The 14236-nt window shown below is 44.1% G+C and carries 13 protein-coding genes; all 13 read right to left on the bottom strand.

Annotated elements, in window-relative coordinates:
* Positions 1 to 92: 92 nt before the first annotated feature.
* The 13 genes from IE104_RS13295 to hemA all read right to left on the bottom strand — a co-directional run bounded on the left by IE104_RS13295 (position 93) and on the right by hemA (position 14139).
* Positions 93 to 1316 (bottom strand): FtsX-like permease family protein, encoded by a 1224-nt coding sequence (locus IE104_RS13295; RefSeq protein ID WP_189419293.1) that lies wholly within the window; start codon positions 1314 to 1316, stop codon positions 93 to 95.
* A gap of 9 nt (positions 1317 to 1325) precedes the next feature.
* Positions 1326 to 2627, bottom strand: a complete 1302-nt coding sequence (locus IE104_RS13290) for an ABC transporter permease (protein ID WP_229837904.1) — start codon at positions 2625 to 2627, stop codon at positions 1326 to 1328.
* 6 nt (positions 2628 to 2633) lie between these two features.
* Positions 2634 to 3332, bottom strand: coding sequence for an ABC transporter ATP-binding protein (locus IE104_RS13285; protein ID WP_189419291.1), 699 nt, complete (start codon positions 3330 to 3332; stop codon positions 2634 to 2636).
* Positions 3333 to 3364: 32 nt separating this feature from the next.
* Positions 3365 to 4630 carry an efflux RND transporter periplasmic adaptor subunit gene (locus IE104_RS13280; protein WP_189419289.1) on the bottom strand — a complete coding sequence of 422 codons (1266 nt, stop codon included), beginning with the start codon at positions 4628 to 4630 and terminating at the stop codon, positions 3365 to 3367.
* Positions 4631 to 4907: 277 nt separating this feature from the next.
* Entirely contained in the window at positions 4908 to 5567 is a 660-nt protein-coding gene (locus IE104_RS13275; protein WP_189419287.1) for a DUF1294 domain-containing protein, read from the bottom strand.
* Between the two features lie 53 nt (positions 5568 to 5620).
* Positions 5621 to 6865: a DUF898 family protein gene (locus IE104_RS13270; protein ID WP_189419285.1), complete on the bottom strand. Its 1245-nt coding sequence runs from the start codon at positions 6863 to 6865 to the stop codon at positions 5621 to 5623.
* Between the two features lie 30 nt (positions 6866 to 6895).
* Positions 6896 to 8176 carry a M48 family metallopeptidase gene (locus IE104_RS13265; protein WP_189419283.1) on the bottom strand — a complete coding sequence of 427 codons (1281 nt, stop codon included), beginning with the start codon at positions 8174 to 8176 and terminating at the stop codon, positions 6896 to 6898.
* Between the two features lie 14 nt (positions 8177 to 8190).
* Positions 8191 to 9654, bottom strand: a complete 1464-nt coding sequence (locus tag IE104_RS13260) for a YjgN family protein (RefSeq protein WP_189419281.1) — start codon at positions 9652 to 9654, stop codon at positions 8191 to 8193.
* A 108-nt stretch (positions 9655 to 9762) separates the two neighbouring features.
* Positions 9763 to 10512 (bottom strand): HesA/MoeB/ThiF family protein, encoded by a 750-nt coding sequence (locus IE104_RS13255; protein WP_189419279.1) that lies wholly within the window; start codon positions 10510 to 10512, stop codon positions 9763 to 9765.
* 24 nt (positions 10513 to 10536) lie between these two features.
* Positions 10537 to 11397 (bottom strand): peptide chain release factor N(5)-glutamine methyltransferase, encoded by an 861-nt coding sequence (prmC, locus tag IE104_RS13250; protein ID WP_189419277.1) that lies wholly within the window; start codon positions 11395 to 11397, stop codon positions 10537 to 10539.
* 29 nt (positions 11398 to 11426) lie between these two features.
* Complete coding sequence (locus IE104_RS13245; RefSeq protein WP_189419275.1) at positions 11427 to 11756, bottom strand: antibiotic biosynthesis monooxygenase family protein; 330 nt, start codon at positions 11754 to 11756, stop codon at positions 11427 to 11429.
* An 8-nt stretch (positions 11757 to 11764) separates the two neighbouring features.
* Positions 11765 to 12847 carry a peptide chain release factor 1 gene (gene prfA / locus IE104_RS13240; protein ID WP_189419274.1) on the bottom strand — a complete coding sequence of 361 codons (1083 nt, stop codon included), beginning with the start codon at positions 12845 to 12847 and terminating at the stop codon, positions 11765 to 11767.
* Positions 12847 to 14139: a glutamyl-tRNA reductase gene (hemA, locus tag IE104_RS13235; protein ID WP_189419273.1), complete on the bottom strand. Its 1293-nt coding sequence runs from the start codon at positions 14137 to 14139 to the stop codon at positions 12847 to 12849. The genes prfA and hemA overlap by 1 nt, the downstream gene beginning before the upstream one ends.
* Positions 14140 to 14236 lie beyond the last annotated feature (97 nt).

Genomic DNA, 14236 nt, shown 5'->3' with positions numbered 1-14236 from the left:
CTTCACTTAACATGGTAAGTCGCGGGTCATTACATACAGTTTATCATTGGTAATGTTCGCCAACGGTTCCGCAGTTTAACAAATTTAAATTCTTACAATGATTTTGCCGCACTCGCAGGTGAAATATTAGTAGCTACTTTTGCCGGATACCAGGTTGCTAAAGTTACGCACACAATCATCATGCCCACTGTAATACTTGGCAACCAAAAAGGAACTTCCGGAATAGTCAGTACCGATGCAAGCAGTTTGTTTAATCCCAAGCTGGCAAAAACTCCCAACACGCACCCTATTCCTGTGGTCAACCAGGCTTCGGAAAATAATTCGCGCAAAATCAAATTTTGGCTAGCACCTATTGCGCGTTTCATGCCGATTTCCTGCCGCTGTTTAAGCGCGTGAAAAAAAGCATTGCTATAAGCTGAAACCATTGCAACCAATAGCATAAGCGCTCCTAAGGTTGTTAATAAAACCGCGAGCCCGCTCTGGCGGCTGTAAAGCTCGTCCCTCTGTTCTGCAAGGCTGCGCACGAAAAAAATATCTATATTGCTATCTGCAGCACGCAAAGTATCTGCCAATTGGGATTTTACTTTATCCGCCATTCCGGCTTGGGTTCTCACAAATAAAATATAGGAGACAGCCCCGGGATACATATGATCAATATTGAATAGTTGGTAATTAACATTCTCCATTGACAACTGACTCGTAAAATCAGAAACAACTGCAACTATTCGACCGTTAGTGGTGACACGACCTATGGCTGACTGATCGCCATAAAGGCGTTTTGCCACGCTCTCTGTTACCACTGCCCCACGCGTGCTTATATCAAGCGTTTTAATATCTACCACGCTAAAATCAATTAAGGGATCTAATGCATCCGGCAATTGTCCTTCAATTAATTTCAAGTTTAAGGCTTTAATAATATCCACAGATGCAACACTTACAGGAACTACGTCGATGCGAACATGTTGCGGATCATCTAAATCTTCAACTGTGCTATTACTCCCACCCTGTACCAAGGGCGCCTGATTAGCGTAGGCTGCGGCCTCAACACCCGGAAGAGCACGTAACGCAGCAAGCTGGCGTTCCATTAAGTCGGAGAGCGCAGGTTCTTTGCCCAACGCAGGTGATGTAGGCTTTAAACTCACCATCAGGGTATTTTCTAAATCCAGCCCTGTTTCGCGATTAACCAATTCACGCGCATGTAGTGCGAGCAAAATACTATTAACAATTAACGCCAGAGTGACCGCCAGTTGGATTAACAATAATGCAACGACCAACTTGCGGCGCAGTAATGATTTGAATAAGAGTTTAAATGACATAGGCTTACCTTAAGATTTAAGTTGTAAATTGAGGTTGCCAAAAGATGTACGCAACGAAGGATAAAGCGACATCAAATAATTGACCGCAAAGTTGATTACGATTAGCCAAAAAAGCAGACCAACATTCCAACGCGCAAATTGCTGATTACCCGGCAAAAAATGATTAATCAAAAATATTCCTGCCCAGGAAAAAATGCATGCCAGCCCCAGCGTGAAAATGCTACTGATGAACACATCTGCCAACAATTGAACTTGCAAGCTACGGCCCGATGCACCAAGGGCACGGCGTAAGCTAAATTCATATTGGTTTGCCATGTAGCGATTGAGCGACAAATGGCTCGCATTAAATAAGCACACGAAAAGAAAGAGCAAAGTAACCAAGGCAAAGGCTTTCACTTCCGTATCCTGAATGTGAAATGCACTCATAATTTCAGACATAGGATGCAACACGCTGGTATCCACATTGGGGTGCCTGCCAGCTTTCTTTTCGTCTAAAACCAAATTATGCATAAACGCCAGATAGTTATTTTTTTGTTCAGGCGAATCCAGTTGCACCCAGAATTGCAATCGATGAAACGCTTTTTCGCGGCCCTCAGTTGCATACTTACTCGGATTAATAGGTTCGTAAGTGCGCGTATTGCCTTTGGAGTGATAATTCAGGTCATACGAAAGCTCGAGTGGTAAATAGATATCTTCGACAGGTTCGCGGTAGCCACCCACATTCACGTCGTAAAGTTTTGGCCACATATCCCATTTATCCAAAACAGCAGACACTGTATATACACGATCATCCAGCAAAAAACTTTTGCCTACTACATCATTATTACCAAACAATTTTTCTGCAAAAGCTTTGCTTAAAATGGCCTCCATGCGCGCGTTATTGTCTGGCCAAACCTGTCCGTGCAATATGGGCACATCAAACAATTTAAAAAAATCTTTTTGCGTAAAACGTATAGTTGCAGAACCTGCTGAACTGCGCTCATCTGTTTTGGCGTAACCGAGTGCCGAAAACATAGCGGCGCTCGCGCTGGGGATATTGCTACCGCTTAGCTTTTTAATGTCAGCATAACTCAGCACCGGCGGTGGTTCACAGCCATGGCATTCATTAGGCATGCTGGCAATGCGCGGAAAAAATAATTTATCGCTCTTATGTTTCAAAGGATCATGGTTAACCCAGTAATAAAAAGTCGCATTACTAAAAAACACACCAAGCCCTAAACCCATAATCAAAATAGTCAAGGCATAAGGCAAAGGAGCGCGCTTAATACTTACCCATGCAGAAGATAAATAGTGAATAAATTGTTCCATCATAATCTCCTAGGCAATTGCTTGGGAAAGTGGTTCATACATAACCGAATCACTCAAATGGCCATCGATTATTTGTACTTGTCGATCTGCACGGCGAGCCTGATCCGGATCATGGGTCACCATTAAAATCGTGCAACCCTGCTTATTAATTTCTGCCAGCAGCTCCATCACCTGACGCGCCATTAGCGAATCCAGATTACCGGTTGGTTCGTCCGCTAGCAGAATGCGCGGCTCACCCGCAATCGCGCGTGCTATAGCAACACGTTGCTGTTGTCCGCCCGAAAGTTGTGATGGGTAATAATCCCTGCGCGCAGCCAAACCGACTAAATCCAGAACCCTCTCAACACGGCGCTTGCGCTCTGCAGCCGAAAATCCGCGATAGCGAAGTGGTAATTCAATGTTGTCACTGATGCTGTAGTCTTTAATCAAATTAAAGCCCTGGAAAATAAAACCAATTTTCTCATTGCGAATCTTCGAAAGGTCGGTATCAGAAAGCCCCTTTAAGGATTTTCCATCAAGCAGATAATCGCCTTGATCAAAATTTTCCAAAGTCCCCAGCACATTCAACAAAGTTGATTTTCCTGAACCCGATGGACCTGTGAGCGCAACAAATTCACCCTCACTGACTTGCAGGCTAATATTTTTTAACGCGTGAGTTTCAATAAGCTCTGTGCGATAAGATTTACTTAAGTTGAGGATATTAATCATGTTTGATTCCTTCTTAAAAAATACAAAATAATTTAATTCAAACGTACACGTTCGACATTTTTAAAGGCTTGCACGTTGGAAATAACAATTCGGTCGCCTTCTTTAACACCTTTTACCAATTCCACCCATTGCACAGATAAAGCGCCAAGCTCAACCGGTACACGCACCGCCAGGTTTTGTTCAACTTTATACAAACTATGCCCTCCACCAGAACTGACAAAATCACCACGGGCTACACGCAAGACGTTGCGCTTTTCTTCAAATAAAATACGTGCTGATAACCGTTGGTTTTGACGCAAGCTTTTGGCATCATTCTGATTGAAACGGACGCGGGCGCTAACACTGCCTTCTTTTACTTCCGGAGCAACATGATTGAGTGTGCCCGGTAGTTTTTCACCGTTATAGCTAATCTCTACTGCAAGCCCTGGTGATAACTCAGCGGCATAATTTTCTGGAATATAAATTTCAGCTTCATATTGACCAAGGTCGATTACCGTTAACAAGCCACTACCTTCTGCCACTCGGCTCTCTTGGCCTGCTAACCAATTCCCTACTTGCCCTGTTACGGGTGCTTTAATTTGCAAACTGGCAAGCTTGCGCTCCAATTCTTCAACGGCCAAGGTTTGGCGAGCCAAGGATTGTTCGCTGGCTCGCTGCTCGAATTTTAATTTGTCGGATGCGAGAGCCACTTTATGTTGTGCATGAATAAACTCCATTTCTGCTTTTTCCATAGCATCACGTGCTATTTCAAAATCCACTTTACGAATCACACCTATAGCAATGGATTGTTCTGCGCGGGCCAAATTGCGTTTTGCAGCTTGCAAATTAACTTGCGCGCTATTACGCAATTGCTCCATATCCAATTGTTGTTCACGTGCATTCAATTGTGAACGTTCCATTTCCGATTTCATTGACGACAAAAGTGCTTGCTGCTGAGCAACCTCATTTTTTAACGTGGGGCTTTCTACCAACGCAATTAAGTCACCCATATTCACTGCTTCGCCAGGTTGCTTAATAAACCGGATTTGGCCTTCAGCTTGGCTAAAAAGTGTGGGCGCATTTGCTGCAACCACTTTGCCCTGCACTGCCAAATCGCGCACAAGATCACCTCGGCTTACGCTGGCAATTTGTACTTGATCTTTTTCCATTACCAGAGATGCATTGGGCCCATCGGCGTAAAACCACACCGCAGCACCAAATATCGATAGCACAGCTGCAGAGATAGCAGTAATGCGCATAGTTGATTTTTTTGCTTTGCTAACCAGCGGGATATCTTGCTGTTCAGTACCTTTAATCATTTCCGTAAACCTCAAGCCGTTTAAGCAATTTCAGTATTGCTATAGCTTTTGCACAGCCTGTGCCATCTTTTTTATTTTTATAACTTGTTGTTTTTAGAGAAATAATTTTTCTTGAAGAGTGTCCGCAACTGTGACCGCGGACACTTTAAGTGTACGCGACCGCGGGACTATCGATTTGTAAGCAGGAGGAAATTTGGGAGAATTACGAATCACATGCTCGCTTAAAAATGATGAGTGCGATTCGAACGCAGAAAATTTAATATAGATTGGATGGGGCTCAGCTAATAGCCCCAAAAACTTTTCCCGCGACTAAAACTTGGTCCAACCAAAATAGCTCATGAAGAATGACAATCAACCAAAAAATAAACTGATACGATAGCTTTCTAGTCTTATGACGGAATACCTGTTGCGCAATCAAGGCACCCGGCCAACCGCCTACCAACTCAAAAAAATGTAATCTAGCTTCAGAAATGCGCCGAGCATCGATTTCGGCATGCCGCTTATCGTTCCAATACAAGTAAAAGCTAAATAGACTCATTGAAAAATATAGATATGCAGCCCAAGGAAAATTTTTATGAATCCAAACTGCTGCTATACCAATTACTACAGGCGCTAACAAAAGGGCAAATATAAAAACTTTAATTTTAATATTTTTAAAGACGACATTTCTTTGATTACCTGAATTACCAATCGCGTTGGATTTTGAGCTCTTATTCATATTACTTTTAATATCAACATACCTAATGCGAGATGCAATCAGGCGCCCTTTTTCATCTTTCGTTGGAACATAAAAGATTTCATCTCCTATTTGCGGCCGACGATCCCCGCGCAATGCACTAATATGAAAAAAAACGTCGCTAGGCGAGTCTGCTGCAATAAATCCAAATCCTTTTTGGTCATTCCATTGTTTAATTGTGCCTGACAATTCTTTATCCACATCAATACTCCACTTTTTCATATAAATGTTAGGACAGCTTTAGCAAGACAGTCTCACAACACGCTTCGTCGCCATTTAGCAAAGCGTTGGTTAGCAAAAAAAGCTAACCGCTCTGATTTATAACGAGCGCTTTTTATACGAGCCCAGGGCCAATAACAACCGGCGGTAATAATGCATAAGATTAAATTGCTCGTTACTAATGCGTTATAGCTTTGCAAATCCCAATTCGCTACAAAGTAACCCAGCTTGGTATTAATTGAATTCCATTGCAAATTAACCAGAGTTACTCGCCACCGTATGAACACAAGCATCCATAATCCTGCCACCAATAATACCGAAAAACCAAAAGGTAAATATTCACGATAATATAAACAGGCGGCACTTAGCGCTTCTGCAATCAATAGTGATGGTAGTAAGGATAAATAATGTTTAAAACTACCTGAGAATGAAAAAGCGTAACCACCAATTGAAATACTTTCTACGCGATGCTGCTGGATTTTAAAAATTGCATAGGGAGCTGCCAAGCCTGCTGTTAATACTGCGATCAGAGGCCACAGCAAAAATATTTTATAAGTCTCACGCAGGTCGGATTTTTTTTGGAAATGCGTATCACAATACAATGAATGTTGTTGTTCAAAGGTGCTGCGTTTTAACCAATAATAGGGAAGCACTGCAATCAATATCACACCACCGATTAAGCATATAAGTGGCGCGCGAAAAAAAGCGTACGCCAAGCCAGCTAAATAAAGCGAGAGTGCAAACTGCACTAAAAATATCTTTTGCGGATTAGAGGTATAGAAGAACTCGACATTATCCAAGTGGGTGCGTTGATAAAAATAACGCAAGGAGCGCACTTTCGCCCAGGGGTACAAAATACCTGCACTTAATATACAAGCAAGTAGGTTCACCAACCAAAGCTTAAGATACTCAAGCCCGCTACCATTAAATACAAAAGGAATTCGCCTGATATGCTCACCATATAGGAACTCCACGGGCTGATGCATGGGGTGCGCATCAGTTGCCACCTCACCTGAATCTTTTAAGTAAATTGCTTTTGATGGAAGACGTTCGACAGGAAGCTTATCTGCATGCACACCTATAGCCAGCAAACGCGCCACAAAAATATTTGCCAAGCGTTCATCTGCATGATTTTTTAAGGTGACGTTTCTAGACTTGAAAATTCGGTCGACTTTAGCCGGCTCCAGCTTAAACAAATTCGCAAACTGGTTTTTAACCAATTCGGGATCAAAGCCTGCACGCACACCGCGAAAAACTATATCGAATTGCGGTGACGACATACCCATATACCCGAATCAAACCCGATCATTTTACGGCTGAGTTTTAGCTGGTGGTTTTTTGAACTTGATGGTGCGTTCATTCGTTTCTGGATGTGACGCGAAATACCCCATGACTTTCGCATCAAAAAAGCTTTTCTTATGTTCTGCAATTAGCTTGTCGCACTGCGCTTTATGCTTTTCCACATCCAACCACGGCTGGCTTTTATCATCGTCGTCATCTTCGTTTGTTTCAGCGGCGATATCTTCATCATCTTTTGCTTCATGTTCTTTATTAGAGTTTGAAGCAGATGAAGACTGCGATGAGGAAGAGCTTGATTTTTTAAAGGTCCATTTTTCTTTTATCTGCGCGCCCATCATTAACTGACTACATTCGGCCTGATAGGTTAAACGTTCCATTAAATCTACAAAATAATGGCGTTCTATGTGATGCGCATCTAAAAACACGAGTGAATTGTCATCTGCCTCGCGTTCAAAATCGCGAGAGTAAGACATATTGGTAATTACAACAGGTAAGCTTGCCAATAAATTTGAGGCCGCCGACAAATCTCCCGTTAGCATGGCAACACCAAAACTTATAACCGAACCCTGAATAACTGATCGCAGTGAATGGCGATATTTAACATGGCCAATTTCATGTGCAAGCACTGCCAGCAATTCATCATTGTTTTTGGCCAAACGAACAATTTCGTCAGTAAATAAAACCGTTCCGTCCGGAAGCGCAAAAGCGTTTGCACCTATAGCGCCGCCGCCACGGAATATAACTTTGATATGCAGGTTTTTATTTTGCTCTATAGCGGGCGCAAAATGCGCAAGGATTTGTTTCTGTGTTTGTGCATCTAATTTTGTTGGTTTTAAGTGCGCCTTGTCCAGGAACTGCAATGTTTCTGTCGCCGCCCTGTTCATAACATTTTGCGGTAATTGAAACGCAATATAACGCGAGGCTGCGGGAAGCCCATAAACCGCTACAGCCCAGGTAAAAGTTATTACCAGTACCAAGGTTAGCGCAACAAAATAGGTGTGGGTTTCTAATTGATGCGCAAGGTTATGCCAGAAGGACGGGCGATACTTTTGCAACCATTGATCAACTTGATCATGCTGCCGGGTTTCAAATTTTTCGCCGTCCGGGAAATATAAAAAGCGTGGGGTGTTGCCCACGCGTGAGGAAACTTTTACAGCAGAAAAAGGCACTCGCGCCAGAACAGATGCATTTGCAATCTGTATAACGGAGATTTCTCCCACATCATCCATTTGCAACTCAACTGCTTGTGATGCAGAGGTTTTACCATCAAACCAAATTCCTTGCAGTGCCATTTCCTGCCTCACTTTTAGATACTAATATCTATGTCAAACAGATCATGTACACCTTCGGCGAGCGAATTGGACTCTTCCAGTTTATTGGCAATAAATCCATCCAGATCGCCCGCAACAACCAAGGCTGTGTGATTTGCCTTGTATGCCGCCGCACGAACTTTGGCAAAAGGAATAAACAAGCCAAGCGTTAACAAAATACCCAATGTGTTAGTGACAATTAAACCAAGATAAGAAAGCACTGCCCAATCTGATTCAAATTGATGATTTTGCAGCTTAGTGTTGTTCCAATGAATGTTTGCCATAGCCACTACAACATAGGCACCCAGCGCAAAATAAAAAGCCAGATAACCAAGAATAATTGGAATAACTGTTAAGACTGCCGCCGGATCAAAATCACCACCCATACCAACCATTGCCATAACAGAGCCGCCTACAACCATAGCAAATACGATTGCAAACACTACGGTTGCGCCAATCAGAATTAGCAGCATCTTGTAATATTCTTTCACGTGCACATCAAAAACAAATGGCTCGGCACTGTATGAATGATTGTTGGTGATGTATTGGGTTTGTTTTTTCCAAACAAAAGGAAACAGTATGCCTAAAGATAATATTCCCAGAATTGGCCAACCAATAAACACTTTTAAGGCGCCGCCAATAGTTCCATGAAAGCGGAAAGGAATATTGCGATAGCTTGTATGACGCGCATTAAATTTTAGCGAGTTAACGATAATCCATGGCAAAAATACCAGGAATAAGATAGACACAACGAGTGAGAGAATCGGTGAGATATGACCCGAAAATGCAAGCGCAACGTACAAGGCAAACGCAATCAATCTACCTTTTAGAATTTTTATAGGTTCCGCTGTGTATTCAAAAGTTGCGTCGGCAATATGAGTGTTACCGTAAAAATATTGCTTGTTACGCACCTTGGCCCAGGCAGAATAAATACCTATGGTTACAATGCTTAGGAGTATATTAACAATCCAGATTTTAAAATATTCAAAACCGACACCGCTAAATAAAAATTGGTGGCGATGTTTTTGTTGCGAGTCTGTTCCAGATTGCGCTGACTCGAACCCACTTTGAAATCTTTCTGCACGTGTATCAGCCTCAAGACTAGTTTGGCTAGTCGATACACTGGGGGCAACTTCATCAGCGCTGGCTTCTTGTGAGGACGCCTGATTTTCTGACGCGCCTTCATTCGAAGGGTTATCAATAGGAACCAAACTTAAAGGCTCTTCAACAGCTATAGCCTCGGCAACTGCTTCAACACCAATACCGGCCAAGCGAGCAACATATTTATTGGCAAGGTCTAATGTTATACCGGATTTTAAAACAGCTCTTTTGGCAGAAAACAAACGTTCTGCTTTGTCTGCATCTAACGAAAAAAGTGCGGCAAAATCTGCTTTGGCTTTCGCTTCATCAGCACCGGCCAGTACACCCTTTAGAACAACCTCAAATTGCGGATTAGACATAAAAACTCCGTGTAGATTTTTATAAGTTTGATTTATTAGGCATTACGAGCGCGATCCTAGCAAATTTTTACTGCCAAGTCGCGAGCTAAATAGATGGGGAGGCGCGGGTTAATTGGCATTGCCGCAGACGGGGCAATTTTTATCTTTAGGCAGCTTTAGCTCACGCCATTGGCTGTAGCGCGCGTCAAAAACCAATAGTTTTCCAGCAAGCGTTTTGCCAAATCCGGCAATCAATTTAATCGTTTCCAATGCCTGCATGCTACCGATAATTCCCACCAAAGGAGAAAGCACGCCATTAGCAGCACAGCTGGTGTTTTCTTCAGATTCTTCGTCGTACAAGCAGCGGTAACAGGGACAATCGAGCTGGCGATTATCAAACACTGAAACCTGCCCTTCCAAGCGAATGGCTGCCCCCGACACCAAGGGCACTTTTGCCGCAACACAAGCCGCATTAACAGCAAAGCGCGTTGCAAAATTATCGCAACAATCTACAACTACATCTGTTTGGGCAAGGAGGGTTTTTAGGGCATCCGCATCCAGTGATTGAGTGATGCAGGTAATTTGCACATCTGGATTTAACGCACGTAAAGTTTGCGCGGCGGATTCAACTTTGGTTTGACCGATACGATCTGTTGTGTGAGCGATTTGCCGTTGCAAGTTACTCAAATCAACCGTATCAAAATCTGCCAAAAGTAAATTGCCAACGCCTGCCGCTGCCAAATACATAGCAACAGGCGAACCCAAACCACCAAGGCCAATAATTAACACGCGCGCAGCCAACAATTTTTCCTGCCCATCCAGATCAATATCGGGCAGCATAATTTGGCGGGAATAGCGAAGCAGTTGTTGATCGTTCATAGAATTCTCATCAGCCTGAAATCATTAAATTGATTTGCGTTGACCAATTGTTACACGTTCATTGCGACCAAAATCGCGAAAAGTATTTATTTGATCAAAATGATTATGCTCAAACAAATTACGTACAGCCTCACCTTGATCGTAACCGTGCTCGACCAACAACCAGCCATTAGCCGTCAGAAATTTTGGCGCCTGCGCGATAATTAATTCCAAATCAGCCAAGCCTTTATTATCTGCAATGAGCGCCGACAAAGGTTCAAAGCGAACATCACCTTGGGTAAGGTGCTCGTCTTGCGGATCAATATAAGGTGGATTACTGACAATAACATCAAAAGGAGCTTCGCTTTCCAGCGCAGCAAACCAATTGCTCTGCTGGATTTTTACATTATCTAATTTGAGTTGAAGGCGATTTTTTTCAGCCAGCTCAACGGCGGCAATTTCTTTATCCACACCCACACATTGCCACGACGGTTTTTCATTAGCGAGCGCCAAGACAATTGCACCTGTACCTGTACCCAAATCTAATAAGCGACGCGATTGTTTTGTTTCATCTTCAGCAAATAACCCGAGCGTTGCTTCAACCAAAAGCTCTGTATCCGGGCGGGGAATTAAGGTGGAGCTATTAACCATTAAGGGCAATGACCAGAACTCCCGCTGGCCCATAATGTGCGCCACCGGTTCGCCGGTTAAACGGCGGGCAAAGAAATCATTGAACTGATTTACTTCTTGTTCGGTAAGTTGCTTTTCCGGCCAGGTAAAAAGATAAGTGCGATCTTTTTGTAAAATGTGTGTAAGCAATAGCTCAATATCAAGACGCGGGCTGTCGCTGACATTGAGGAGCTGTGAGGATTTTTTCAAGCAGTCGGCGATTGTCAATAAATTCATTTCAATTCCAACTTGATTATTCCCAAATGTTAAGGATTAACAAATGAATCTGCAGGATGCACAAAGGCACCATCGCCATAAACGCGTTGCACTTCTGCAATAACAACTTGATATCCACTCAACCATTTTTCTTGCTTAGCTTTAGCTTCAATATGTTTGGGATGTTTAATCAGCGACTGCAAGGCGGCCAAATTTTCCCAATAATAAACATTTGAAACACGACCCGTCTCTTTGTTTTCCCACGACTCTTCGCCCAAATAACCGGGAATACTGCGGGCAACTTCCGCTATTTGTTCGTCGAGTTGGTAAAACTCTTCATCGTATTGCCCGGCTGCAAAAATAAAGGTGGCGGTATACATTCGAATGCTTAATCCGAAATCGCAGCTAATTGATCCGCTTGGTATTCGTTCGCCAAAGGCTGAATAATGCCCGCCAAATCACCTTGCATAACTGCGTCGAGCGAATACAAGGTGAGGTTAATGCGGTGATCTGTCACGCGGCCTTGCGGATAATTGTAAGTGCGGATGCGCTCAGAACGATCTCCGCTTCCCACTAAACTTTTACGTTCGTCCGCCATAGATTTATGCGCAGCTTCTTCTTGCATGGCTTTTAATCTGGACGCTAAAACGCTTAAGGCACGCGCACGGTTTTTATGTTGCGAGCGCTCATCCTGGCATTCAACAACAAGACCCGTTGGAATGTGAACGATACGAATTGCCGAATCAGTTTTGTTAACGTGTTGACCACCAGCGCCCGACGAGCGAAAGGTATCAATGCGCAAATCCGCTTTGTTAATGTTGATTTCTTCCATTTCATCCGCTTCAGGAATAATGGCAACTGTACAAGCGGAGGTGTGGATACGCCCTTGGGTTTCGGTTGCAGGTACGCGCTGTACACGATGCGCGCCTGATTCAAATTTTAATTTTGAATACACACCGCTGCCGGTAACCAGAGTAATAATTTCTTTATAGCCGCCGTGTTCGCCATCGCTTTGACTTAAGACTTCAACTCGCCAACCTTGAGACTCTGCGTATTTGGAATACATGCGGAATAAATCGCCGGAGAAAATAGCTGCTTCATCGCCGCCGGTTCCAGCACGAATTTCCAGATAGCAGTTCTTTTCATCATTGGGATCTTTCGGCAACAACAAACGCTGCAATTCTAATTGCGCTGGCTCAAGCTGTGCTTCGCAATCGCGCAGCTCCTCTTCTGCCATTTCTTTCATGTCGGCATCACCATCGGCAATTAAATGCTTGGCTTCTTCCATATTGTCCAACAGCTGCAAATAATTCTTGTAGCCAACAACCACTGGCTCCAATTCCGCATACTCTTTAGAAAGCTCGCGAAATTTATTTTGATTGTTAATAACCTCAGCCTCGGACAAAAGCGCGCTCACTTCTTCATAGCGTTCTTTAAGGCGATCTAACTTTTCTAAAATCGATGCTTTCATTAGAAATTATTTTCCGTTCCAGAGTCTGTGTCTTCTAAATCGTTTGGATTAAGATCGAACAAAGCGTGGGCTAATTGAACTACTTGGGTTTGGCCGCTCGCGCTGGCTTCTTTCAAATGAGTAGTCGGCGAATGAATTAATTTATTGGTCAGGTTGCGCGCAAGCTGTTGCAACACTTGTTCAGGGTTGCCGCCAGATTCCAAAGCACTGAGCGCTTTTTGCAACTCCAGGTCACGCATAGTTTCTGCTTTTTTGCGATAGGCTTTGATGGTGGTTAACGCATTGAGCGAGCGCTGCTGGCGACGATAAAGCTCCACACCTTCGGCAATAATTTCTTCAGCTTTATCGGCCGCGGCTACGCGGGATTTTTTGTTTTCGTCGATAACCGCGTGCAAATCGTCAACCGTGTACAAATACACATCGTCCAACTCGCCGACTTGTTCTTCAATATCGCGCGGCACGGCGATGTCGAGCATAAACATAGGTTTGTGTTTACGCTTTTTGAGCGCACTTTCCACAGCGCCCTTACCTAACAAAGGCAGCTGGCTCGCGGTGGACGAAATCACAATATCCGCACGATGCAAATGCTCGGGAATATCCGCAAGCAAAATCGCTTCGCCATTAAATTCGCGCGCTAAACGCTGGGCGCGGTCGAGCGTGCGGTTGGCGACTATGATGCGATGAATTCCGTGCTGCGCTAAATGGCGGGCAACCAATTCAATCGTTTCACCAGCGCCAATCAAAAGCGCCGTATCTTGTTTTAAATCCGAAAAAATTTGCTGCGCTAAACTCACTGCCGCGTAAGCCACTGACACCGGGTTTTCGCCAATAGCGGTTTCGGTACGCACGCGCTTGGCAATACTGAACACTTGCTGGAAAGTGGTATGCAATTCACCGCCGATGGTACCCGCATCACAGGCTACGGCGTAGGCAGATTTCATTTGGCCGAGAATCTGGGGTTCGCCCAACACCAGCGAATCCAAACCACCGGCTACTTTCATCATATGGCGCACAGCTTCGTCGCCTTGGTAGCAGTAGTAACAATGGGCCAATTCATCAGGTTTGATATTGGTGTGCGCCAGCAACCACTCGGTGAGCTTATCCAGTTCGCTTTCGCTATTGGCGTAAATCTCCGTGCGATTACAGGTGGATAAAATCGCAACTTCTGCCAAGCCCGCCTGCTCAATCGCCGATTTTAACGACGACTCCACTGCTTCCGGTGCGAACGCCATGCGCTCGCGAACCGAGAGGGATGCGGTGGTGTGGTTAATACCGAAGGCAAGTAGCGTCATATGGGCGAAATTGGGGCAGCAGCGCAAAGGGCGGTATTGTCCGGCTCTAGCCGGACTATGACAAGGGGGAATTAGCGGCTAGTGACAAAAAGCAGTC

The sequence above is a fragment of the Cellvibrio zantedeschiae genome (genome assembly GCF_014652535.1).
Taxonomy (GTDB): Bacteria; Pseudomonadota; Gammaproteobacteria; order Pseudomonadales; family Cellvibrionaceae; genus Cellvibrio; species Cellvibrio zantedeschiae.
Note: the sequence above shows the minus strand (reverse complement) of the source record. Positions and strands in the feature narration are given on the sequence as shown.

Excerpts from the sequence above, each read along its gene's own strand:
- IE104_RS13295 (WP_189419293.1), bottom strand. The coding sequence starts at position 1,316 with ATGTCATTTAAACTCTTATTCAAATCATTACTGCGCCGCAAGTTGGTC.
- IE104_RS13290 (WP_229837904.1), bottom strand. The coding sequence starts at position 2,627 with ATGATGGAACAATTTATTCACTATTTATCTTCTGCATGGGTAAGTATT.
- IE104_RS13285 (WP_189419291.1), bottom strand. The coding sequence starts at position 3,332 with ATGATTAATATCCTCAACTTAAGTAAATCTTATCGCACAGAGCTTATT.
- IE104_RS13280 (WP_189419289.1), bottom strand. The coding sequence starts at position 4,630 with ATGATTAAAGGTACTGAACAGCAAGATATCCCGCTGGTTAGCAAAGCA.
- IE104_RS13270 (WP_189419285.1), bottom strand. The coding sequence starts at position 6,865 with ATGTCGTCACCGCAATTCGATATAGTTTTTCGCGGTGTGCGTGCAGGC.
- IE104_RS13265 (WP_189419283.1), bottom strand. The coding sequence starts at position 8,176 with ATGGCACTGCAAGGAATTTGGTTTGATGGTAAAACCTCTGCATCACAA.
- IE104_RS13260 (WP_189419281.1), bottom strand. The coding sequence starts at position 9,654 with ATGTCTAATCCGCAATTTGAGGTTGTTCTAAAGGGTGTACTGGCCGGT.
- IE104_RS13255 (WP_189419279.1), bottom strand. The coding sequence starts at position 10,512 with ATGAACGATCAACAACTGCTTCGCTATTCCCGCCAAATTATGCTGCCC.
- prmC (WP_189419277.1), bottom strand. The coding sequence starts at position 11,397 with ATGAATTTATTGACAATCGCCGACTGCTTGAAAAAATCCTCACAGCTC.
- IE104_RS13245 (WP_189419275.1), bottom strand. The coding sequence starts at position 11,756 with ATGTATACCGCCACCTTTATTTTTGCAGCCGGGCAATACGATGAAGAG.
- prfA (WP_189419274.1), bottom strand. The coding sequence starts at position 12,847 with ATGAAAGCATCGATTTTAGAAAAGTTAGATCGCCTTAAAGAACGCTAT.
- hemA (WP_189419273.1), bottom strand. The coding sequence starts at position 14,139 with ATGACGCTACTTGCCTTCGGTATTAACCACACCACCGCATCCCTCTCG.